This is a genomic window from Leptolyngbya sp. FACHB-671 (assembly GCF_014695745.1).
GTDB lineage: Bacteria > Cyanobacteriota > Cyanobacteriia > Elainellales > Elainellaceae > JAAUTN01.
In genome coordinates, this window is record NZ_JACJOV010000133.1 from 70,010 (window position 1) to 92,738 (window position 22,729).

The window sequence follows — 22,729 nt, forward strand, 5'->3', positions numbered from 1 at the left end:
CGTTGAAGCAGAAAAACTGTACTTGTATCTATAAATTGAGATCTTTGATGTTGGTGACTGTTAGCAGTGTCTATAGCTTATGCTGAATGGCTTTTCTAATGCTAATCTTCAGGGGCGCTCCTTTAAAGGGCAAAATCTAGCCAATACCAACTTCAGAGGCACTGATATCCGAGGGACTGATTTCAGTAATACCATACTTACTGGTGCTGATTTTAGCAATGCTAAGGCTGGGCTTCAGCATCATTGGGCAATTGGTCTGGCAGTAGTGGCGCTGTTATTAACAATAATGGCAGGCTTCATTATTGCTTACACAGTTGCTTTAACAGTTCAAGTTCTTGAAAACGGCATTGATAACTTCTTTTTCCTTAGGCTCTTGCCACTAGCAGCGTTAACCTTCTTTCTTACAATTACTATTAAACGTGGATTAGGCTCAGCCTTAGGCTTATCGAGTGCTGTTGTTATTGCGATAGTTGCAATAACAGCGGCAGTAGCTGAAAACCTTTCTCAGACTGAACAGATCATTGCTGTTCTTATAGTGAAAACTTTAGCTATAGCTGGTGCAGGAGCAGGAATTTTAGCGGGGGCAGTTTCTATCGGTGTACTCAGAAATACTGTTGGTTCTTTCGCAATCGCTCTTGCTAGCCCTGGAGTGATTGTAGGCGGAATAGCTGGTGCAATTTTGGGTATTAGTTCAAAAAGTAGAACCCTAACTTTTGATTGGATATTAGAAATCCTGATTACTATAGGACTTGTAGCTCTAAGCACTTACATTGGTTTTCGTGCTCTTGCAGAAGATCGGAAGTATCTTATTACCCGGACGATTGTAGTTACTCTTTCAACTTTGGGTGGAACAAATTTTCGAGGTGCTGATCTTACTGATGCAAACTTTACAAAAGCCATTCTTAAAAATGTAGATTTAAGAAACGCTAATCTTAAGCGAACTAATTGGTTACTTGCAGAAAAGTTGGATCAATCTCAAATTGAAGGGACGTACTTAGAAAATTTACAAGTGAGACGTTTAGTCATTTCAAAAAATGGACAAGACAAAAACTTTGACTATTTTAATTTGAGAGGACTTAACCTAGAAGGAGCTAATTTAGCAGATGCCAGCTTTATTGGAGCAGATCTGAGTGAGTCAACTCTTCAAAATGCTGACCTATCGAGAGCAAAGCTTGTTCAGACACAACTCTATAGAGTCAATTTAACTGATTGCTGTCTAACAGGAGCCTGTATTCAGGACTGGGCAATCTCAACTGACACTAAATTAGATGGAGTGAGATGTGAATTCATTTACATGCGTCTACCAACGAAGGATGATCCCGATCCTTGGCGCAAGCCGGACAATCGACGCGAAACCTTTGAAGAAGGAGATTTTTCAGATTTTATTGCTCCCATTGTCAAAACGCTAGATCTATACCGCCAACAGAACGTTGACCCTCGTCAAATGGCAGACACCTTCAAGACCTTGGACTTATACCACTACGAGGGCATTGACCCTAGTGCTGCTGCAATTGCACTGAAACAACTAGCCGAACAGCACCCTGAAGCAGGACTGGAGGTTGTTGCATTAGAGGGACGAGGAGAAGAAAAAATTCGTCTTCAAGCTAGGGTGACAGGCAAAGCAGATCAGTCTCAGCTCAATGCAGAGTATTTTGAGAAATATAAAGAAGTTTCCTCACTACCCTATAGTGATCTACAGGCACTTCTAGCAGGTATTGCAGAGAAGGATGAAAGGATTCGTAGCCTGGAAACGATGGTAATGACAGCCATCAATAGCAACAAATCTTACATAGAAACTTACTACAGTTTGGGGGATACCGTGTCAGAAAAAAGCTCAATCAATATTGAAGCTGGCGGCAACATTGGTAACGTTAGCGGTGTCACTGGAGGCGATATCAGTGGTGTTCTAAACTTGGGCACTATCAGCGGCAACGTCACAAACGCCATCAATCAGCTACCAGATTCCTCAGATCCAGACGAACCAGGAATTAAAGAGCTACTGTTACAGCTACAAGCAGCAATTGAAACAGAACCTGAGTTGGCTCCTGAAGACAAAGTTGAAGCACTAGAGCAAGTTAAGGTTTTAGCTGAGGCAGGACAGAAACCAGAAGACGGAGCTTTACAAAAAACAGCGAAGACAGCAATGAAAATCTTGAAAGGGACGGTTGCTGGGCTACCAGAAGTGACTAAGTTGGTACAGGAGTCCGCTAAGTTACTTCCTGCAATCGTTACTCTACTTGCCCTTATCTAGCACTTGGTACTCCTTGCTTTGTTGGCTGACCTTTGGCTGTAAATGCCCAAAGGTCACGTTTATGTTGAGGACCATAGCTGACGTGGATAGGACGACCGCTCCCATAGTAATAAAGCGAATCAAAGGGCAATTGCTGTTTTAGAATCCACTCCACAAGTCGATCGCTCTCCAGTCCCAGAATCTGAAAATCACAAGCAGCACCAAGGCGATCGCAGTAATACTTGCTATTCCGATTTTTCTCATGTGCCATGTGCTGATCCCGACTTGGGTCAACCCGTCCATTTTTAATCCCAGTGTTGGGGTCTTTCTGACTCAAATAGCGCTTCAGATCAGTTGAGCAAAATCCGTAGGTAAGCTGGAATCGCTCCTTACCAAAATGGTCAAAGATAGGATCGAGGATATGCCGACAGAGAGCCCATAATGCTGGAATAGTCTCTTCTAAATTCCTCGGATATGGATCAATTTGATCAGCATACTTCCGGTAAGTCTGAGTGCAGGTACAAAACTCACCAAGTGTCAGGTATTTACCTAATTGGACATCTGGTTCAGGCTCCTTCATATGCGTTACCCCAGGTTCATCTGCTCTAAGATGCTGACCCCGCTCACCCTATGGCTCGTTGTTCAATTTCTCCCGCAAAGCCTCCCAAATTTTAATCTGCTGCTCTAACTCTTTGCGGCGATCGCCCTCAGCCTTTTTTCCCTCATAAAGCCCCTGCCCTACTAACTCGTCGTTAGCAAGCGCAATTTGCTGTCCAAGGGCTTTTGGATAACTCCTGCCTATCCTCCTGGGTTAAAAGCACTTCTAATTCAGCCGCTTCACCTTGATCAATCCTGCGGGCAATTCCCAGCAACTGGTCTGCGATCGCGATCGGCACTCGAATCGTTCTAGTTCGCCCCAAGTTCCACTGGGGAGCTGGTCCTCTACTGCCACGCTCAGTATTGTCTGTCATCGGGCCCCTTATCCTAACCACAACTTGTATCAAGTTTGCCAGAGAACGCCTCAAACAACTTGTGTCAAGTTTTTGAAAAAAACCTGTGTCAAGTATTGAAACCTGTGTCAAGTTTTTCTAAAGTAAAGACATCGACGAGCAAAATGCGTAATGAGCGTCGATCGCAGTTCTACTCTCTACAAAATTTGCAGTTAGAAGTCAGCAGTAAGGTTTCCAGGCTCTCCGCTGACTTCTAGCTCCTACGTCATAGGAGACTTTAATTAATGATAAATCCAGTTCTCCATCAAACAGATGGACTTCCTGCTTATCAGCAGGTCTTAGATCGCTTTGCTCTCAGCGACTTACTGCTTCGCCTGAAAACCTACTTCGATGCAGTCGGGGTGAGTCTAGAGTCTCAAGAGATCGAAGTCCTCGCTGCTATCCTGATCCAAACCCTAACTGCCAACCTCAATGACAGCCTACTCGCCAGTTATCTAGAGGCAATACGCCACAACAAATTTGAGGCACTCAGTAATCTCTCCAACCTAAAGTTGCCTTCAGCATCTATATCGCTACCAACCAACTTTCCTGATGTAGAAATTCCCCAGTTTCTGTATGGCGATCGCCTCCAATGGCTCTCGAATGGGGAAGCGACCGACTGGGGTGTTGTCATTGGCAGATTCTACAGCTTCGCACCTCATAGTTGTCGCTGGACATGGTGCTACTTGCTTTGGCTCGATCCCAATTCTCTCAGTTCAAACTGGATCAGTGCCGATATTGCTTGGGAAGAGGACCTTGAACCAATGGAAGTGGGGAAATTCCAATGAATCCTCGCTCTCTTAGCCAACGAGAACAGCATCTGATTGAGCTTTACAGCTACTGCCAGCTTGGGATGACACCTCAACAGTTCTACGCCAAGTGGAACGTCAGTCAAGAAGCGATCGCCTCGATTTGCTCTCGTTCTCTCTCTACCGTTCGCTGCTGGTTCCGCAAAGGACGTAGTTACCGCCGCCCAACTCCAACTGACTTACGCCATCTGGCACTGATGGACTTCCTGCTCGGCCACTTTGAGCAATTACCTCCAGAACTGGTAAATGTTCTCTGTCTAGCGGAGGAGACTTCACAGAGCTAATTGTTCAAAAAGTCAATACCACCCTGACCTGTTTTGCCAAGCCACCTTTTCGTAAGGTGGCTTCAGTGTTTATGGCGGTTCAGCCCTATGGACTACACCCACCTCAACAACAGAGCGCAAATTGTTCAGAAAATCACCCTGATCCGCACAGCTCTAAAGCAACACGGATACTTGCTTCGCAAGCAACCACGACAGGCTGTCTGGATCATTCAGGTTAGCCAAGCTAAACGCTATCGGCTGACCTATCAACCGTCTCCCATTGCTGCCTGGTTTCTGCATCCAGTTGGCGGCGATCGCAATCGACAGGAGGTGCTGAACATCATTCAAAACACGCTCAACCAACACTCTATTGATATTCCTGAGAAAGTTTTATGACCTACCTCGACCATTTACAGCCCTGGTGCATCATTCGCTTTTTGCCAAACATGCAACGCCGAGCGATCGCTCGTTTCCGCCGCCGCAACGATGCTGAAGCTCATCTGCGAATACTGCGGCAAAATGCTCCCACCCTTCACTACGCGATTATGTTTGATTCCTCTACCTTGAAAACAAGGTCTAGCTCTAACACCTGAAGAAGTTTTGCTTGTGGAAGTGCGTTGTGCGATCGCTGTTCCATCTGTACAGTGACTAATTATTCTTAAAAAGTCACTGCACAAATCTAGATTTGACATAAGACTTAGTAGGATTTTTGATGTTTCGCCATCTTTCGATAGGACATGCCACACTGCTGACATTTTCCGATCGTCCATTGGGAAGGAATTGGAAAAGAGGTATTACATTTGTGCCCTGGACACTTCGTTAACAGAATTAGGTGATGGCGATCGCATCTATCAACTGACTGCCATTGCCACTGCATCTGGTGGTACGGAGCCTCACCATAACAAGCAGCACAGAGTCGGATTGGTCGCGGGTTAATCGGCTCATTCTTGGGTGGAAACATCTGCATCAACTGCTCAGTTTCCAAGTCAACCAGCTTGCCTAGTTTTGCCATTTCTGTGGAGGTCGGAGGCGGATTGAAGTAGAAGTTCTCCCACCTTCGCAAGATTTTACCGAGCCTTAACTTTCCACCCACGCTGAAAGCATCCGCTTGAACTACTTCTTGCCGAAACCAGCGCCCAAGGTAGTGACTAATGCTTTCGCCTTCGTGCGGCGGAAGGTACAGAAGCGATCGCTGCACTTCACCGTCTTCCATTTGCTCAACCATTCTCGTTACTTGATGCAGCAAAATCGGCACGATCGCTTCTACAGCTTCGCGATCGGTTGATGGCACATACCCAAAGCATTAGAAACATTGAGATGATTAATTTGAGCTTTTGGATGATCAACTCTCCATGTAGCAACATCACGCAAATTCTCGTAAAGCGGTCCTAGCTGCCCCTGACAAGCACCAAATAGAACGTTGGCGATCTCCTGATCTTGGTGCAAGTTCAAAGGTTTGTCCCACCCTAAGCTTCTCTCCCACACCTCAATTGCAGTTTTCAAATCATTTCTACTGAACAAACTGTAGGGATGGTATTTGAGAAAAGTATTGTGAATTGGAATATACTTCTGCTTCTTGTGCGCTTTTGGTTCAAGCAGACCATCAAGATAAGGAGAGCCTGCTAGAACAACTGAGATTTTAAGCTTCTCATGAATTCGCATCAGTTCAGTCAACGCAGCGAATGAGAGCAAGTCAGCATTATTAACAATCAGCTGTTTGACTTTGCGATCTTTGAGGGTTCCCCAAGTGCGCGATCGCAACTGCCGCAACGCCCCGCAGTCAAGTGGATTGACTAGAAATGCCAAAATCAACCGAAACAAATCAGTTGGACTGCCGTGTTGTTCGATTTCAACGTAAGCAACTGGAGCAGGAGTGAGCAACAAACCGCCTTTCCGCCGAATGTTGTTTCCCGTGTAAAACATTAGAGATTTCATGATCCCCATGCGATCGGCTGTCATGACGCGGGCACAACTGCCAATATCGCGCCAGTGATTCAATTGAGTAAACAACTCTTCGTCTCGCGCCAACCCAACATAAGGATCAACCTCGCGAATCCTCTGAATTTCTGCTTGCTGCTGAGGCGATCGCTCCTTCTGCTTGCCCAGCTTTGGTACAGCGGCAGTCACAGCAACTTGAGCCGACTGCGTCGTCTGTGGCGCTGGCTGCTGGGAAGGGTGAGCTTCATCAGGCGGTTGAACCGCGAGGTTGGATTGACTCATAATGGCTTACCAACTGTCTTCAACAAACTCATTCCAGTCAGAAACGACATAAAGTGCAGGATTCACCGAAACCTCAACCTGTTCCTGTACAGATTCTAAAGGCTCTGGCGCAGCAGATTCGACTTCAGATTCAACTTTTTTAGACTTTGACCGTTTGGACTTGGTTGAATTTGCTGAAGCAGCTTGTGGAGGATGAAGTTCCACGACCTTATCAGAATGTGGAGAAGCTTTGGTAAGCCGCCTACTTTCGCTTCTGCGACGTTGCCGCATCGTCTTGACTTGCTTGATCGAGTCGTTGTACGAATCGCGCTGCTCAGCTAGAATTGAGGATTGATCGATTGCGTTACCCTCATCTCGTATCTTTTTCTTCATAGCCTCCCATTCTCTGAAGGATAAGCGTTCTCCTAGCCAATCTCTAGCGCGAATCGTACCTAAATACTCAGCAGGTTGACCATTCTCCTCTAAAGAATAGACAAGAATATAAACAATGTTGGTCGGGTTGTACAGGAGCATCACCTCACGCCCCTCATACACTTTCAAAAAGTTGGCAGTTTTGTCGTACTGCCAGTTGCCTTCCTCATCCCGACTCAAGCTTGCAGTGCAAATAAGCTTTCTAAACTCTACACACCCTCGCTCCTGCACCTTTCGCTTGGTGCTCTTCATCAGGCAGATGTCGAGCGATCGCTCACTTTCGGGCATTCGCGGCTTGAGTCCCGGTAAGCCCGCCTGCCATCGCATTGAAAGCGTCTGATTGGCAACTCTGGGATACAGATGTTGGTTGTGATGGTCTACTAAATGTCGCACTAGCTTGCGATCATAGTCCTCAAAGACCACGCAAGCATACTTCTCCGGCTGGTCTGGACGCTCTTGCAAGCTGCCACCCTTGAAGCCAGGGGTGAGGGCAGCAAACTCTGTTTTTAACGCTAGAAATAGTCGCTCTACAACGCCACCTTGTTCTTTGTACAAACGTCGTCGCAGCTTAATTCCCAGGGCTGAGGCAACATGTTTGAGGTGAGCAGATTTGAACTCTTTAGCGCGATCGGTGACGATGTACTCGGGTAATCCACCAGCTTCCCATTCTTTTTGCAGTTGATATTCAGGACCATACTGCTTGGGCAAAATTGCATGACGCAGCGCCAGAGCAACCTCGTGCGAACCCGCCGAGTCAAAGCTGAGGTAGTAACCCATAACACAGCTTGACCAGGTATCAATCACCGCTGTAATCCAGACTGAGCCAGTTAAACCTCCCTCTTCATCTGCTAACAGATTGTCTAATCGAGTATGGTCGATTTGCCACACTTGGTTACTGCGTTCAACGACAATATCTTCTTCCTCGCCTTCGTCATTAATAACTTTGATGATGATGCCAGGTCCCTGTCCAGGATTACGCACCTTGCGATTTTTCGCTTCGATGATGGGGTCCAGAACCGCGTAGACAAATACGTGGCAGGGATACTCACCCTCTTTAAGTCCTAGTTCAAGCTCAGCATGGGCTTTCACTTGATTGAACGTCAAGTTGCGAGTCATACCCAGCTTCGCCTTGACACCGTCGTTATAGGTATTGAGGATGAACTCGGTCCAATACTGGAGTGAGTGTTTCCAGCGCTTATTGCCCTTCAACTGCCCAGCATCCGATCGCACTTCTCTGGCGATCGCCGCGAGTCCGTCCTGTTGCGCCTTTTCCAACCAGCGCGTGATGGTTCTTGGGTGCCTCTCCAGTCGGTCAGCCCACAACTGAATTCTTTCCTGCTTGAGGTCATCTGAGGTTTGAATAATATCTTCGATCGCATCAAGCTTTCGCATCACGAATCTTCTTTTATCCAAATCCTCAATCTCTTCGGCTAGCAGCCTATGGACTGGCCGCCCATCTTGTGCAGCTAGAGTACTGACCTGGGTTAGAGGCAGAGCAGGGGACACAAGTTCTACTTCTTTCATAAGCTAGACTGATGTGCTTTGGAGCGCAAAGAGCAAAAGGCAATTAACAGTTTAAACCGTTTTTGCTCCCAAGGAGCAAAAACGCAATTAACGACTTAATCTTAACGAGAGAATAAAAACCCACAGAAAAAGCCTAAAACCCTTGCAAGGAAGGAGTTGTAGGCTCTAACATTAGGCTGACACGATTGCCTTAAACTGGAAAAATAGCTCCTTAACGGACAAAAGAGGTTCTGGTAACAGTTTCGCCCGTTTTAAGGTGCGACCCAGGAAAGAGTAGGGGCGCACCGCAGTGCGCCCCTACAGAAATTGATATGTCGTGAAATCTGTCTAAAGGGATTTCGGTAAGGATGGGCGATCGGAAATTAGAACTGCGGCTAATCGGGTAAAATACCCCGCTGGTTCAGTCCTAAACAGTGCTATGGCGGTTTTTAACCGTATAAAAAACATATCGTTTCTGTAGGTGCGAACAACCGTTTGCGTCTACCTGTGGTTTGTTGATCTGAAAGCCGTTATCAATCAGTGGGTTCTACAAGACTTCCATTCATCCGGCTTCAATATGGGAGAAATCAAACAGAATTTGGTGAGTTTAAAAAGGTTCACCAATAAACAAATCTAGCGAGGGATGAGAACACTGGGATTTTCAGTAGTCTGAAAGGTAATTTGAAAAGCAACTTTAAAGCCGTATTTTAGAAAAGTGAACGTAAGCAGTGAGTGGCTGAGCCAACAAACGAGGGCCCTAGGTGAGCGAGTAAGTACCCTATTACAACACGCTCACTCCAATTCATTACAACATCCAGAACTGTTGTCCGAAGCATTGGAAGAACTGGGTACTTCCCTGGAAGAACTCCGAATGTCTCAGGAGGTACTGAACCAGCAGAATCAGGAATTGTTAGAAGCTCATGCAGCATTAGAAGTAGAACGACAGCGCTACCAGGAGCTATTCGAATGTGCTCCTGATGGTTATTTAATCACTGACCCCGAAGGCAATATTCAGCAAGCTAATCATGCTGCTAGTTTGTTGCTCAAGGTGCCGCAGAAGTATTTGCTCGGGAAACCTCTAACCGTGTTTATGCCTCAGCCTGAGCATCAAGCTTTTTGGAACGAACTGAACCGATTGCAGCAGGTTGAACGACTTCCAGAGTGGCTCACTCGATTGCAGCCTCGCGGTGCCCCTTCTTTTGATGCAGCGCTAACGGTTACTACAGTGTTTGACTCCAAAGGTAATTCTGTGGGGTTGCGCTGGCTACTGCGAGACATCAGCGAACGCAAGCAACTCGAAGCAGCGCGGTTGCAGAATGCACTGGCTGAAATGACCAATCAGGCACTAGAAGCAGAAATTGCTCGGCGGAGACAATTGGAGCAGGAACTGCGACAACAAGCAGAATCTCTGAATCAGGCAAGTACTCTCAAGGATGAATTTTTGGCGATCGTCTCTCACGAACTGCGATCGCCCCTCAACGCTATGTTGGGCTGGACGCAGATGCTTCGCAACAAGCAGTTAAATGAGTCAATGGTTGCTCGTGGATTAGAGACAATTGAGCGAAATGCTAGAGCGCAAGTAAAACTAGTCGAAGACTTGCTGGACATCTCTCGGATCATTCGGGGCAAGCTTTTCCTTAATATTCGGACTATCAATCTGGTGTCAGTGATTCAAGCAGCGATCAAGTCTGCACAGCCTGCTTTCACGGCTAAAAATATTCAAATTCGGACGGTATTAGATGAATCAGCCACTTTCGTATTGGGAGATGGCGATCGCCTCCAGCAGATCGTTTGGAATTTGCTTGCTAACAGCACCAAGTTCACGCCTCAACACGGACTAATTGAAGTTCGACTAGAGCGCATTGCCACTAACGCTGTGATTACCGTAAGAGACACCGGGGAAGGCATTCGTTCAAATTTTCTGCCTTACGTTTTTGATCGCTTTCGTCAGGCAGAACAGGCCACCACTCGGTGTCACGGCGGATTAGGTTTAGGACTGGCGATCGTGCGTCAATTGGTAGAAATACACGGAGGAACGGTTGAAGCAGACAGCCCAGGCGAAGGGCAAGGAGCCACTTTCACAGTCACTTTGCCTTTGCTGGTAAACAAAGAGGAAGTCAGAGGATGGGAAGAGATTTACCCTTCCAACCTCTCACCCTTTCATCCCCTCCTGGGTTTGCAAGTTTTAGTAGTTGATGATGAAGCAGACAACCGTGAATGGATAGCTGTTGTGCTGAAGGATGCTGGCGCAAACGTCAAGACAGTCACCTCAGCCAATGAAGCTTTGCAAGTGATTCAACAGTCGCAGCCCGATATTTTAATCAGCGACGTGAGAATGCCAGAACAGGATGGCTATGCGCTAATTCGTCAGGTACGGGAAATCGAATCAGAGCGCCCAAACTTGATCCCAACTACCGCAAAGCACGCTCACCTTCCGGCGATCGCCTTAACTGCTTATGACAGAGAAGATGATGATCGCAGGCAATTGCTAGATGCAGGCTTCCAGCTTCATCTACCTAAGCCAGTTGAGCCCACTGCACTGGTGGCAGCAGTAGTCAGTCAGATTAAGTGCGTTTGAGCCCGGGATGCTTTGCTTTACTGAACCACCACGTCTTCTGACTCTTGCAGCTTCTTCCCGATGCGAGGTTCTGTGCCTGCCATCAATCGCTGAATGTTGCTGCGGTGCCGCCAAATGACGTAAAGCCCACCTGCGATCGCCAACAGCTGATAGGGCAAAGGCTGATTCAGTGTCACGATGAGAACACAGCCTGCGATCGCCGCCACAATCGATCCCAAGGACACAATTCTAAACAGCGCCAACACGATCCCAAAGGCTGCCAGTGCACCCAACCCGACCATCCACGACATTGCCAGCAAAACACCTAGCCCTGCTGCAACTGATTTGCCGCCGCTAAAGCCAATCCAGATTGATTTGCTGTGTCCAAAGATGGCAAGCAATCCAGCGATTGTCACCGCCCAGGGCACCCAGATTTCTAGATCAATCGATGCAGGAGTCGTAGCAACCACCGCTGGCAATGTATAGAGCCAACGCGTGAAGGCGATCGCCCCCACTCCCTTCAACACATCAATCAGCAGCACTGCCAGCGCTGGCAGTTTACCTAGCGTTCGCAAAACATTTGTCGCGCCCGTCGAGCCAGACCCATGCTGCCGAATGTCAATTCCTTTCAATCGCCCAATCCAGTAGCCCGTGGGAATAGCGCCCAGCAAGTAAGCCACGACCACTACGATACCGCCCCACATTGCCCACGTCGCCATTAGGACAAGCCTCACTCAAAGCAAAATCAAAAAGTATTGCACCATCAGTTTACCGTGATGCCACAGGCTTTTGTTTCGGTCTGTCAAAAGATACATTGACGCACCTAAAGAGCAGTGCTAACTTATTTGGAAATCGAATAAGTAAGTCAGCCTAATCTGGACTGGCGTTTGTCTGCGATTCAGCCTCAAACGCAAATTCAGAGCGGAGGAACCAAATTTTGGGGCTTATCGTTAGCACGGTTATGAAGCTTGTTGGTTAGGGAGATTGCTCGTTCATCCCTCATCCTTCATTCTTCATCCCTAACGAGGGACACCTCTCAGTCCTAGCCCGTCAGCTAACTCCGTCGGCATTGAGAGGAGACTGAAGAATCAGCATTTTACTACTGCTCGATACTTCAGTGTCCTCGTATACACGCAAGGACGCTTTTTTTGTGCTCTCTACCGAGCGGCACAGCGTTCCTTGGTCTGCGATCGCCTCGCACTCTCAGGAGAGTTCAATGCTGCTGCAATTCAACGTTCAGATTATTCTTGTCGCTGCTCAGGCAACATGGCGGCGATCGCTGCGTCCAGCCCTGGTTCGAGACTCGGTATTGCTCCCGCTGCTAGGGTTTGCAGGATTGATTCTACTGTGGTGGATCGTTGCTACCTTGAGAAGTGAAATGATGCCGACTCCCTGGCAGGCTCTAGTCGCAAACCTCGACTACATTCTGCATCCGTTCTACAGACGCGGTCCAGGGAATTTAGGAATTGGCTGGTTGTTAGCGGCAAGTTTGCGTCGAGTCTTGATTGGGTTTGTGTTGGGTGCTCTGGTTGCCATTCCCGTCGGCTTCTTAATTGGAATGTCAAAGCAGGCCATGCTAGCGCTGAATCCCGTTATTCAAATTCTCAAGCCCGTTTCTCCTCTGGCATGGCTACCGATCGCCCTTGCTATCTTTAACCTGGCAAACCCTTCTGCCATCTTCGTAATCTTTATTACCTCCCTTTGGCCAACCATCATCAACACAGCCTTAGGGGTATCAAGCGTTTCTAAAGACTATATTGACGTAGCGCGAGTACTAGAAATGCCCCGCTGGAGACAGGTACTCAAAATCATTCTGCCTGCAAGCTTGCCCTACATTTTCACAGGACTGCGGATCAGTTTAGGAATCGCTTGGCTGGTCATCGTTGCAGTTGAGATGCTAACAGGCGGTGTCGGAATTGGCTTCTTTGTATGGGACTCCTGGAATCGACTCAACTTGAGCTCTGTCTTCCTGGCAGTGATTGTAATCGGAGTCACAGGGCTGGTCTTGGACTACATCGTTGGCAAAATTCAGGAGTGGGTGACACACCGCCCTGCCTCCCAGACCTGATCTAACTTCATTAATCGCTACACCTTGCATCACCTCATTCCCAGCAAGAGGGCTAAGCATGACTGACATTTTTGACACTTCCTGGAGTCGGAGAAGATTCATTAAACGATTTGGCGCAACCGCAAGTGGATTGGCGTTAGCTTCTTGCGTCAAAGGAAGCACGGGTTCAAATATCCTCACCCCTACTGCTCAGGCAGTTGACCAGGTTGTCGATCCCAGCACATTAGAAAAGCCAAATTTGACCGTTGGTTACGTTCCCGTGAACGATTGTGCACCGTTTGCGATCGCCCACGAAAAAGGCTTCTTTCACAAATACGGTCTAAACGTCAAGATCAACCGAGAAGCAAGCTGGGGCACCTCTCGCGACGGTGTCATCTTTGGTCGTTTGGATGCTGCACCCGTGGTTTCTGGTGCAGTAACCAATGCTCGCAGCGGAGCCGAAGGCGCACGTCACGCACCCTTATGTGCGGCGATGACGATTCACCGTCACGGCAACTCCATGACCATGAACAAAGCCATGTGGGAAAGCGGTGTGCGCCCCTGGCAGGAATACAACGGTGACTTGGAAGCCTTTGGTCAAGACTTTCGCCGTCACTTTAGCGGTCTGCCTCCAGAACGACGAGTCTGGGCAGTCGTGCTCAGTTCTTCCATTTATGAATACTTCATCCGCTATCTGTCAGCAGCGGCAGGAGTCAATCCATTAGATGAATTTCGGATCATCATCACGCCACCACCCCAAATGGTTTCTAACATTCGCATTGGCGCAATGGAAGGCTACATGGTGGCAGAACCCTGGAATACCCGCGCCATTAGTGGAAATGAAGGCGTTGGTTTTACCTTTGCTCAAGGTCGAGAGATTTGGCGGGGACACCCAGACCGCGTATTAGGTGTAATGGAACCTTTCATTGAGGAAAATCCTAAAACCTATCGATCGCTGGTCAAGGCAATGATCGAAGCCTGTCAGTATTGCAGCAATCCCAACAACCGCCAAGAGGTTGCTCAAATCATCACGGGTGTATCTTACACTGCTGCAAAACCCAAAACTTGCCAGGCACCCACCGCCATTACCGAGGAGAACATCGGCTCCCTGCCTGATTGCACCACAAAATTCACTGGACCTGCCATCTTGGGTAACTACAACTACGGTGGGTTTGACGAAAAAGAGCGGATAGTCAACGATCCTGACGAGACAACTATTTTCTTCGATATGCCTTCGACCGTTTCTACGGTACCCAATGATCACTCTACGTTTCTCTGGCAGTCGCAAAGCATTTGGCTCATGACCCAAGCCGCCCGGTGGGGGCAACTTCCAGAATTTCCTAGAAATGGGGAAGAACTGGCTAGACAAGCCTGGAGAACTGACTTGTATCGTGAGATTGCCGCAGAAATGGGCATTGAGTGTCCGGCTGATGATTACAAAGTTGAACCGCCAGAGGCATTCATTGACAACGTCGGGTTTGACCCCAGTGATCCGGTTGGCTATCTGAATAGCTTTGACATTCGAGCCGATCGCCCCACTCGTATTTTCATGTCTTGAGAATTGCGGCTCTAAACCATTCCTGATCTAGATTTCTCGCTCTACTGCAACTAGGAGTCCCACATGATTAAACCCACTGCGAACTTTGCCAACACATCTCAAACTGCAAACTCACCCAAAGAGTTTTTGGTAATCGAAAATGTGACAAAGGCTTATCCAACGCCGAATGGTGGCGAAACGGTGGTTCTCGACGACATCAACCTGAATATTGGGGAGAACGAATACATCTCCATCATCGGTCACTCCGGCTGCGGCAAATCGACTCTGCTCAAGATTGTTGGTGGACTAGAGAAGGCGACATCAGGCTCCATTTGGCTAGGCGGACGCGAAGTTCGTAAGCCCGGAGCAGAGCGGATGATGGTGTTTCAACACTATTCTCTACTGCCCTGGTTAACGGTGCGTGAAAATATCCGATTAGCCGTTGATGAAGTGCTAGACCACTTGTCTCCCGCAGACAAAAAGCAAGTGGTAAATGAACACATTGCAATGGTGAACCTGAATGCGGCAGCTGAGAAGTACCCTGATGAGCTATCCGGCGGCATGAAACAGCGGGTCGGTATTGCCAGAGCATTGGCCATTCGTCCCAAAATGCTGCTGATGGATGAACCCTTTGGAGCGCTAGATGCTTTGACACGCGGCAGGTTGCAGCGGCAGGTGTTAGACATTTGGGAGAATCAGCGACAGGCAGTCATGATGGTGACTCACGATGTGGATGAGGCGCTGTATATGAGCGATCGCATCATCATGATGACCAACGGCCCGCACGCCAAAATAGGTGAAATTCTAGACGTTCCCTTTGAGCATCCCCGCGTCCTGAAAGAACTGCGATCGCAGTCCACCTACTACGACTTGCGAAACCATGCGCTGAATTTCCTCGATCAGCACTTCAGCCAAGATGACTAACCTGTTGGGGTTGGCGATCGATTATTAACTACTTCCTTCTCAGTTAAAGTAGGTACCAAAAGATTCAGGGATGCAGCCCCACTTAGCAGGGCTGCATCCCTGAATCTTTTAGTGGAAGAGTAACTATATAGTTACGGTTAGTGATTATTGCACCCTAGCCACAATCTCTTTACTGAATGTGATGTAGGTTGGGTGAAACAACGTGTAAGCTAACACTCACCTAGATTCTGTTGGGTTACGCATTCGCTTCACCCAACCTACGATACATACATAGTTTTAGGAGTTTTGTCAGTCAACCAGGAGTGAGACACCACAGCGGTTTTCGTTCGCAGTTGGCTGGAACTCTTAACCGTTTGTAGGATAACCCGCAAAGTTATCTGCATCACACTCCTCTTGGTAACAAAAGTAGCCTAATGGTGGAGGACTAAACTAATTGCGATCAGGCATCCTAGTAGACAGGATCGAAAGAATAATGGCTGGGGATCATGACGAACTGTGTAGAAAACCATTTAGCTCGACTTAAATGCAGTACCAAAGCAGAATGGAATTCTCAATATAAATAGAGCCAAGATTCTCCAAATTCTCTAAACCGTCCTTCCGATTAAAACAAATCATTTCTTAACCTTTTTAGTCCAACTACTATGAAAAAAACAGAAGGCGTAAAGCTTGAAACTGTACTGACACGCCTGCAGAATACTCTGGGGCAAGAAGACTGGGTCAAACAAATCTTGTTGCTGCGAGGAGCAAAGTCAAATATTGCATCTCGCAAAACAATCAACTTGATTGTTGGCTACAACGGCTCTTTCAGTAGTCAAGCAGCCTTAGACCTAACGCTATGGATTGCCCACCAAATTCGCCTAGCCACGAAAAAGCAAGTCACTGTCCATGTGGTTTATGTAGTAGAAGACCTTCAGAGCCTTCAGCAGTCTAGCGATTTTGGCACTTTGAATAGCGGGCAGCATTCTGAGTTGAGCCAGTCTGTATCTCAGTTACCTCAGTTCACCTCTAATGTCGCGACTTTAATGCGATCGCCCCTAGAACTCAGCCCTTCACGCACCACCGTTTGCAGTACCTCCTGTCACCCTAGCCCCGACGCATCACTGAGTGCACTAGAAAAAGCCGACTGTATCCTCTGGCAAGCTCGATGCATGGCAGAAGAGTGGCGTGGCTCTCTTGATGCCCATCTGCGCTTTGGCACAGTAGCAGGCGAGCTACGTGAGGTTGTGGAGTCTCTACACGCCGATTTGCTGGTTTTGGGCTGCACTTCTGCTAATCATCGGCTGATTCGTCAACTCACTCGTCGCTTTCCTTGCTCGGTGGTAGGTATACCCACTCAGGCAGCAGTTGCTTAACAGGTAAGTTTACAACGATGCAATGGGCAGCTTTTTGTCTGCCCATTGCGTCAACCAGGTGAGCTTTTTCTGTTTAGCTCCTGGGAGCGTACATCATGATTAAAACGCCGATCAATACAACCCAGCCGCCCAAAAGGTCAAACTTGTCCGGTCTGATCTGATCCACTAGCCAGCCCCACAAAATAGACATCGCAATAAACACACCCCCATAAGCAGCATAAGCACGTCCAAAATGAGTCGGTTGCAGCGTCGGAACGGCACCGTACAGTCCGAGTATCACCACTCCAATTAGCGCTAACCAATAACTCTTTCCCTCCCGCAACGCCAACCAAACCAGATAGCCACCGCCAATTTCACAGACTCCAGCCAGGACAAAAAACAACATTGACTGAATCACGGGCACATCCTCTTCGACCTTTCCCCGACAAATCTTCCTATGTAGGTTGGGTTCCGCTCTGCTTCACCCAACCTACGATATACCCATAGTTTTGGGAGTTTCGCTATGCGGTATTATCGGAAGGAGTTGCTTAACAGAGAGTTGAGAGCAAAATGTCTCTACAAAACACTTTTTACTGCATTTCTCCCCCATCTGCCCGCATCCACTAGGGCAGGACAAGCAAAGATTTTTTCAGGTTGATTGCTTGAATCTCTTTTGAGCATTGCTGAAGCCAGATACAAGTTCGCAACTTATCCAGTTGCGCGAACTTGCATTTCTGACTAGCGATCGCCCCTATTAATCCTGCCCTCGCTTCTAAACGGTTCATTGACCTTTGCGGGAATAAGGATTTTTTCCATGAAAACTCAAGTCAACGCTCAAGCGATCGCTCGCCTTGGGCTAATTTCGATTTTGCTTGCAGCAACGCTGTGGGGCACGGTTGGGGTGGTGATTCAAGCGCTGTATCGGTTGAGCGACACCAATCCCCTTTCGGTTGGCTTTTTGCGGCTAGCGCTCTCGCTGCCGCTGCTGTTTGTAGTTTGCGGGTTTACTTTGGGACGCAAAACGTTTCGGGTAGCGCGGCGCGATTTGGGGCTGATGCTGCTGATTGGTGCAATGACTGCGCTGTATCAGGTTTGCTATTTCTCAGCGATTACCCATATTGGTGTAGCAGCAGCGACGCTGATTGCACTTTGCGTTGCGCCGGTCTGGGTGGCACTGCTGGCAACCGTTCTATTGCGCGAACGGATGACTCGCGGCGTTTTCTTAGCAGGAAGCTGTGCGATCGCCGGAACAATTCTGTTAGTCGGCATACAGCCCGATTCTGAAATGCAGTCAATGGGGTTGGGTGTGTTGCTAGCGCTGGGTTCAGCCTTGGGCTACGCAGTGGTTGCGCTGTGTGGGCGATCGCTAGCCGAGCGCTATCATCCGCTGCAAACGCTGACCATTGGGTTTGGCTCTGGAGCAGTCATTCTCCTACCGTTTGCCCTGGGAACTGGATTGGCAGTCAACTACTCCGGTCTGGGCTGGTTAGCGCTGCTGTATCTGGGCATCATCCCGACAGCCCTCGCCTATCTGCTCTACTTTGGTGGAATTCGCCATACCACCGCGACCGTTGCCAGTATTGCAACCCTGCTGGAGCCGCTTGTCTCGACTGTATTAGCCTGGTGGCTGCTGAATGAGCAACTGGGTTCGCTGGGAATAGTTGGGGCAGTGTTGCTATTGGGGGCGATCGGATTGCTGTACTTGGAAGATGGAAGGAGGAAGGATTAACTAGTTATCAGCAGGAGCTTGATATACAACCCGGTAGGATGTGTTAGCGCAGCGTAACGTATCGTTCTCTAAGAATTAATGCGTTTGCTCGTTCCCAAGCTCCGGCTTGGGAACACGTTTTGGAAGCTCCCGCTTCCAGTGCCACCATAGAGGAAGCGGGAATTTCCTTGATTACACTGCCAAACTGGGGCTTGAGCTGGTTAACTGACAAAACCTTTAAAGCCATTGATATGCCGTAGGTTGGGTGAAGCATCGCGGAACCCAACCGAATTGAGGCAGGAGTTGAGTTCCGCTTTGCTCCACCCAACCTACATCAGGAGATTTGTCAGTCAATCAGAGAGCTTGAGAACTAGTCCAGCTTGAGAAGTAGATAATGCTGGAGATTAGCAACTAGGCAAAGCCGCAACGCCACTATAACCTCGTCTTCAGGTAAGAACTTATGGCTCTTTTTATTAATCATTGGATAAAGTGTCCCTTAGAACAAGCTAGAGGACTTGGTAGTTGTCGTACCGGAGTCTACATACTCGTTTTAGTTAAAGCGCCTGTAGAAGAAACCGCTCAAGCGTTAAGCACTACAAGAGGAATGAATGTTTGGGAGAAAAATGTATATGGGCAGGAAATTAAAATCCTTTATGAAAGCACTTTTGTACTTCGTTTTTGGAGGCATTCCTGGAGCATGATTTATATGCCTTCTGTCATAGCTTCTCGAATTGACGAAAATCGGCGGGTTGGGGATTTGAGTAAATATAGATCTCTCGTGCGTCCGCCGTATGTTACGGAGCCACAACAGCTTGAAGAAATCCCAGAGTTAGCCAAACCAAAACGAAAGTTCAATGTGTTGCAAGACCAGGACACTTTAGAGTTATCTAGATTGCTCAATACTCACGCTATTTATTACTGGGATAGTGATGGAGAGTCTATTGAATATCAGCTGTACAGCAGTGGTGCGTTACAAGAAAAATTCTTCTATGAGGTAGGTTTTCCTATCCAGTTTCAGTCCGAGCTGAGGCGTTCTAATTTTCATAGAATCAGAGATATTCGTAAAATCAGAGATAGAGAAATTAGGGATAGAACCGCTTTTTCCTTCATGGACGAGTTCCTTAAACAGCAGGATGCTTATATTCCTGACTTGGCTGTGGTAGAACACGTGGTGAATGAAGATCTGGTTGTTGAAGTTAAAGATCTTGCACCTGATGGTATTGAACGAGTGGATTATTTAGCCTTCCAGTAGAGAACTAGCTAGTTCCTAAGCTGAAGCGTAGGAGCCAGTTATGGTGCGATTCTGATTAGTCGTGCGGAATTTAGAGGTTCTACTTCTAACGTTAGGCAATCGGAGGCAGAGCCTTTATTTGGGATCACCAATCAGAGGCTAAGAACTGGGGAAGCCAAAGGTTAGGGATCAGAGACTTCAGATTTTAATCCCGGAACTGTACTTTGAAGGGAGAGGCTTCTGGTTCTAAACCAGAAAGTTCCGGTTCTGAACTGGAACTTTTCGGCTTTGACCTCGGAACTTCTGATTTGAAATTGAAAACTTCCTGTTTGAAATTAGAACGTTCCAGTTTAAACCTGAAAACTTTCGGTTTAGAATCGAAAATTTCTTATTTGAGATTAGAACGTTGCGGTTTAACCCTGAAAGCTTTCGGTTTGAAATTAGAACGTTGCGGTTTCAAACTAGAAATTTCCTGTCTCAAACTAGAAGCTTCAAACTGAGAACTCGAAATTGCCAGTTTTGAGGGCGATCGCCCCCTCCCAACTCCCAATCGCCCCACCCTCACTTCCCCGACCCGCCGCTCACTTTTGCCTTATAACCAAGCTGGATCAGAAATTGGGCAATCTTCTGAGCATGATCGCCCTGAATTTCAATTTCATTGTCCTTGATCGTTCCACCTGCCCCACACTGGGCTTTAAGCTGCTTCAGCAAAGCCGCCAGCGTTTCAGAATTGGATTGGAAACCACTGATTACTGTGACCGTTTTGCCCTTTCGTCCCTTGCGGGAAGCCTGCACCTTCAGGTTTTGCTGATTGGGCGGCAGGTCAGGTGTGCCCCGTTGCATCGCAGCCGAGTTATCGGGCGTACCGAACTCGGAGTAGACAACGCGATCTTTACCTGACTTTTGTGAATCAGATGATTTACCTTTAGAAGCCGCCATATCCCAAAACCTCCTATCGGAAAGCAATTCACCGCGTCTTTGCAGAATAGCAATTGTTCTATTTTCTGGAATGTTTCTATCTTCCAGGATTTCTCTATAATGGGGGCTAATCCATTATCTTAAATTGGGTCTGTGACACGTACTCCCCTTTCCCCCAGCCAAAATACCACCGATGCTCCTAGCATTTCAGAATCGACTCAGCGACCAGATAACCTAGGACGGTTCGGACGATTTGGCGGCAAGTACGTGCCTGAAACCTTGATGCCTGCTTTGACAGAGCTAGAGACTGCATTCTACGAATATCGTGATCAGCCAGAGTTTCAGCAAGAGCTGCAAGGGCTGATGCGCGATTATGTAGGACGACCCAGTCCGCTCTACTTTGCTGAACGGCTAACGCAGCATTACGCTCGACCCGATGGCACAGGCGCACAGATTTACTTAAAGCGAGAAGACCTAAACCACACAGGCGCACACAAGATTAACAATGCGCTGGGGCAGGTGTTGCTGGCAAAGCGAATGGGCAAACAGCGGATTATTGCCGAAACGGGGGCAGGACAGCACGGCGTAGCGACTGCAACGGTTTGCGCTCGATTTGGTTTGACCTGCATCATCTACATGGGCGTTCACGATATGGAGCGGCAGTCGCTCAACGTATTTCGGATGCGCCTGATGGGGGCAGAGGTGCGACCGGTCGCAGCTGGAACCGGAACGTTGAAAGATGCCACGTCTGAAGCAATTCGTGATTGGGTAACAAATGTGGAAACGACCCATTACATTCTTGGCTCCGTGGCTGGGCCACATCCTTACCCCATGATCGTGAGAGACTTTCAAGCCATTATTGGACAGGAAACCAGAGTCCAGTGTCAGGAGAAATGGGGTGGATTGCCAGACATTCTCCTCGCCTGTATTGGCGGTGGCTCGAACGCAATGGGTCTGTTTAACGAATTTGTGAATGAACCCAGCGTTAGAATGATTGGCGTAGAGGCGGCCGGTGAAGGCGTTGACACAGGCAAACATGCCGCAACTTTGACCCAAGGACGAGTTGGTGTGCTGCATGGGGCAATGAGCTATCTGCTGCAAGACCAGGATGGTCAGGTGATTGAGCCCCATTCAATTAGCGCAGGATTGGACTATCCCGGTGTTGGGCCAGAACACAGCTTCCTCAAAGACGAAGGACGGGCAGAGTATTACAGCGTGACGGATCAGGAAGCGATAGACGGATTCCAGCAGCTTTCTCGGTTGGAAGGGATTATTCCAGCGCTGGAGACGGCTCATGCGATCGCTTTCCTCAACACGCTCTGTCCTCAACTTACAGGCAACCCTCGCGTCGTGATCAACTGCTCAGGACGAGGCGACAAAGATGTGCAAACGGCTGCCAAGCTTTTAGACATGACCAGCTAGCTATTGCAGATCGCTATCGTGGAGTAGATAGGCTTACTCCACGATGGTTCACATGGTTCGTTTTATTTCGTTTGCAAGATTTGCTGCATTTTGGGTTGGTGGCGCAGGTTTGTTGGCGATCGCCGCCTGTCAAGAAGTCACCTCCGAAGTGCTGCCACAGCTACGTCCGGCTGAGCGACCTGAGCAGGCTGCTTCCCCTTCAGAAAGCCAGCCTCCCAGCCCTTACGCTGAGCTAGAGCAAGCAGTTCACACTCAAATCAATCAATATCGCGCAGAACAAGGGCTACCGCCGCTAGAGCTAAACGCTGAGATGAGTGAAATTGCCCGCCAACACAGTCAGGCAATGGCAGACGGGCAAGCTCCCTTTAGTCATGATGGGTTTGAGCAGCGGGGACAGGCGATCGCCCGCAAAATCCCATTCCGAACGGTTGCTGAAAATCTCGCCTTTAATCAGGGTTTTGCTGACCCTGTAACGCAAGCCGTAGAAGGCTGGATCGACAGTCCCGGACATCACGCTAACATTAAAGGCAACTTTGACCTGACGGGCATTGGTGTGGTCAAAAATGAGCAAGGGGAATACTACCTGACGCAGCTTTTTGTGAAGCGGCTGTTGCCGTTTTAGGGGTATT

24 protein-coding genes and 1 riboswitch are annotated in these 22,729 nt (G+C 48.2%); of the genes, 15 read left to right on the forward strand and 9 right to left on the reverse strand.

From position 1 onward, the window contains the following. The first annotated feature begins 79 nt into the window (after positions 1–79). On the forward strand, positions 80–2,251 hold the full coding sequence (locus tag H6F93_RS20165) for a pentapeptide repeat-containing protein (protein ID WP_190684424.1): 2,172 nt from the start codon (positions 80–82) through the stop codon (positions 2,249–2,251). Here H6F93_RS20165 and H6F93_RS20170 read toward each other — a convergent pair. Together H6F93_RS20170 and H6F93_RS20175 are read right to left on the reverse strand one after the other, a co-directional pair. Next, complete coding sequence (locus H6F93_RS20170) at positions 2,244–2,810, reverse strand: hypothetical protein (protein WP_190684427.1); 567 nt, start codon at positions 2,808–2,810, stop codon at positions 2,244–2,246. The two genes, H6F93_RS20165 and H6F93_RS20170, sit on opposite strands and share 8 nt — an antisense overlap. Before the next feature lie 172 nt (positions 2,811–2,982). Beyond that, complete coding sequence (locus H6F93_RS20175) at positions 2,983–3,201, reverse strand: hypothetical protein (protein WP_190684430.1); 219 nt, start codon at positions 3,199–3,201, stop codon at positions 2,983–2,985. Positions 3,202–3,464: 263 nt separating this feature from the next. Between H6F93_RS20175 and H6F93_RS34155 the strand changes: the two genes are divergently transcribed. The 4 genes from H6F93_RS34155 (at position 3,465) to H6F93_RS20195 (ending at position 4,884) form a co-directional block, all read left to right on the forward strand. Further along, positions 3,465–4,007: a hypothetical protein gene (locus H6F93_RS34155; RefSeq protein ID WP_190684433.1), complete on the forward strand. Its 543-nt coding sequence runs from the start codon at positions 3,465–3,467 to the stop codon at positions 4,005–4,007. Further along, positions 4,004–4,312 carry a helix-turn-helix domain-containing protein gene (locus H6F93_RS20185; RefSeq protein WP_190684452.1) on the forward strand — a complete coding sequence of 103 codons (309 nt, stop codon included), beginning with the start codon at positions 4,004–4,006 and terminating at the stop codon, positions 4,310–4,312. The genes H6F93_RS34155 and H6F93_RS20185 overlap by 4 nt, the downstream gene beginning before the upstream one ends. Before the next feature lie 87 nt (positions 4,313–4,399). Beyond that, the gene (locus H6F93_RS20190; RefSeq protein ID WP_190684456.1) at positions 4,400–4,687 is read left to right on the forward strand and encodes a hypothetical protein; all 288 of its coding nucleotides are present in this window, start codon (positions 4,400–4,402) and stop codon (positions 4,685–4,687) included. Beyond that, a complete protein-coding gene (locus H6F93_RS20195) occupies positions 4,684–4,884 on the forward strand; it encodes a hypothetical protein (RefSeq protein WP_190684458.1) in 201 nt (66 codons plus the stop codon). Before H6F93_RS20190 ends, H6F93_RS20195 begins: the two co-directional genes overlap by 4 nt. Positions 4,885–4,988: 104 nt before the next feature. On the opposite strand, the gene H6F93_RS20200 is transcribed toward H6F93_RS20195, so the two are convergent. The 3 genes from H6F93_RS20200 to H6F93_RS20210 are packed head-to-tail and all read right to left on the reverse strand — an operon-like array spanning position 4,989 to position 8,446. Further along, a complete protein-coding gene (locus H6F93_RS20200; RefSeq protein ID WP_199313849.1) occupies positions 4,989–5,582 on the reverse strand; it encodes a TniQ family protein in 594 nt (197 codons plus the stop codon). Then, entirely contained in the window at positions 5,555–6,511 is a 957-nt protein-coding gene (locus tag H6F93_RS20205; RefSeq protein ID WP_190684461.1) for an AAA family ATPase, read from the reverse strand. Before H6F93_RS20205 ends, H6F93_RS20200 begins: the two co-directional genes overlap by 28 nt. 6 nt (positions 6,512–6,517) lie before the next feature. Then, positions 6,518–8,446, reverse strand: a complete 1,929-nt coding sequence (locus H6F93_RS20210) for a TnsB C-terminal domain-containing protein (protein WP_190684464.1) — start codon at positions 8,444–8,446, stop codon at positions 6,518–6,520. Between the two features lie 694 nt (positions 8,447–9,140). Here H6F93_RS20210 and H6F93_RS20215 point away from each other — a divergent pair. Further along, on the forward strand, positions 9,141–11,003 hold the full coding sequence (locus H6F93_RS20215) for an ATP-binding protein (protein WP_190684467.1): 1,863 nt from the start codon (positions 9,141–9,143) through the stop codon (positions 11,001–11,003). Positions 11,004–11,020: 17 nt separating this feature from the next. Here H6F93_RS20215 and plsY read toward each other — a convergent pair whose 3' ends face one another. After that, a complete protein-coding gene (gene plsY / locus H6F93_RS20220; protein ID WP_190644048.1) occupies positions 11,021–11,701 on the reverse strand; it encodes a glycerol-3-phosphate 1-O-acyltransferase PlsY in 681 nt (226 codons plus the stop codon). A 171-nt stretch (positions 11,702–11,872) separates the two neighbouring features. Beyond that, positions 11,873–12,066: riboswitch (cyclic di-AMP (ydaO/yuaA leader) on the forward strand. 66 nt (positions 12,067–12,132) lie between these two features. On the opposite strand from plsY, the gene ntrB reads away from it, so the two are divergent. The 4 genes from ntrB (at position 12,133) to H6F93_RS20240 (ending at position 16,842) form a co-directional block, all read left to right on the forward strand. Further along, on the forward strand, positions 12,133–13,050 hold the full coding sequence (ntrB, locus tag H6F93_RS20225; protein WP_524537979.1) for a nitrate ABC transporter permease: 918 nt from the start codon (positions 12,133–12,135) through the stop codon (positions 13,048–13,050). 58 nt (positions 13,051–13,108) lie between these two features. Further along, positions 13,109–14,587, forward strand: a complete 1,479-nt coding sequence (locus H6F93_RS20230; RefSeq protein ID WP_190684469.1) for an ABC transporter substrate-binding protein — start codon at positions 13,109–13,111, stop codon at positions 14,585–14,587. Positions 14,588–14,650: 63 nt separating this feature from the next. Continuing rightward, positions 14,651–15,490 (forward strand): ABC transporter ATP-binding protein, encoded by an 840-nt coding sequence (locus H6F93_RS20235; RefSeq protein WP_190644050.1) that lies wholly within the window; start codon positions 14,651–14,653, stop codon positions 15,488–15,490. Positions 15,491–16,131: 641 nt separating this feature from the next. After that, complete coding sequence (locus H6F93_RS20240; protein WP_190684472.1) at positions 16,132–16,842, forward strand: universal stress protein; 711 nt, start codon at positions 16,132–16,134, stop codon at positions 16,840–16,842. Positions 16,843–16,915: 73 nt separating this feature from the next. Here H6F93_RS20240 and H6F93_RS20245 read toward each other — a convergent pair whose 3' ends face one another. Then, positions 16,916–17,239 carry a YnfA family protein gene (locus H6F93_RS20245; RefSeq protein WP_524537980.1) on the reverse strand — a complete coding sequence of 108 codons (324 nt, stop codon included), beginning with the start codon at positions 17,237–17,239 and terminating at the stop codon, positions 16,916–16,918. A gap of 396 nt (positions 17,240–17,635) precedes the next feature. Here H6F93_RS20245 and H6F93_RS20250 point away from each other — a divergent pair, with 396 nt between their 5' ends. After that, positions 17,636–18,550: a DMT family transporter gene (locus tag H6F93_RS20250; RefSeq protein WP_190684475.1), complete on the forward strand. Its 915-nt coding sequence runs from the start codon at positions 17,636–17,638 to the stop codon at positions 18,548–18,550. 43 nt (positions 18,551–18,593) lie between these two features. Here the strand turns inward: H6F93_RS20250 and H6F93_RS20255 are convergent, their stop codons facing one another. Beyond that, complete coding sequence (locus H6F93_RS20255) at positions 18,594–18,776, reverse strand: hypothetical protein (RefSeq protein WP_190684478.1); 183 nt, start codon at positions 18,774–18,776, stop codon at positions 18,594–18,596. Positions 18,777–18,989: 213 nt separating this feature from the next. Between H6F93_RS20255 and H6F93_RS20260 the strand changes: the two genes are divergently transcribed. After that, the gene (locus tag H6F93_RS20260) at positions 18,990–19,781 is read left to right on the forward strand and encodes a hypothetical protein (RefSeq protein ID WP_190684480.1); all 792 of its coding nucleotides are present in this window, start codon (positions 18,990–18,992) and stop codon (positions 19,779–19,781) included. 203 nt (positions 19,782–19,984) lie between these two features. Beyond that, positions 19,985–20,260, forward strand: coding sequence for a hypothetical protein (locus H6F93_RS20265; RefSeq protein WP_190684483.1), 276 nt, complete (start codon positions 19,985–19,987; stop codon positions 20,258–20,260). A gap of 61 nt (positions 20,261–20,321) precedes the next feature. Here H6F93_RS20265 and H6F93_RS20270 read toward each other — a convergent pair whose 3' ends face one another. Beyond that, the gene (locus H6F93_RS20270) at positions 20,322–20,699 is read right to left on the reverse strand and encodes a translation initiation factor (RefSeq protein WP_190644056.1); all 378 of its coding nucleotides are present in this window, start codon (positions 20,697–20,699) and stop codon (positions 20,322–20,324) included. A 132-nt stretch (positions 20,700–20,831) separates the two neighbouring features. Here H6F93_RS20270 and trpB point away from each other — a divergent pair, with 132 nt between their 5' ends. Both trpB and H6F93_RS20280 read left to right on the forward strand, forming a co-directional pair. Beyond that, positions 20,832–22,100 carry a tryptophan synthase subunit beta gene (gene trpB, locus H6F93_RS20275; RefSeq protein ID WP_190684486.1) on the forward strand — a complete coding sequence of 423 codons (1,269 nt, stop codon included), beginning with the start codon at positions 20,832–20,834 and terminating at the stop codon, positions 22,098–22,100. A 43-nt stretch (positions 22,101–22,143) separates the two neighbouring features. After that, positions 22,144–22,722 (forward strand): CAP domain-containing protein, encoded by a 579-nt coding sequence (locus H6F93_RS20280; protein WP_242043538.1) that lies wholly within the window; start codon positions 22,144–22,146, stop codon positions 22,720–22,722. Positions 22,723–22,729 lie beyond the last annotated feature (7 nt).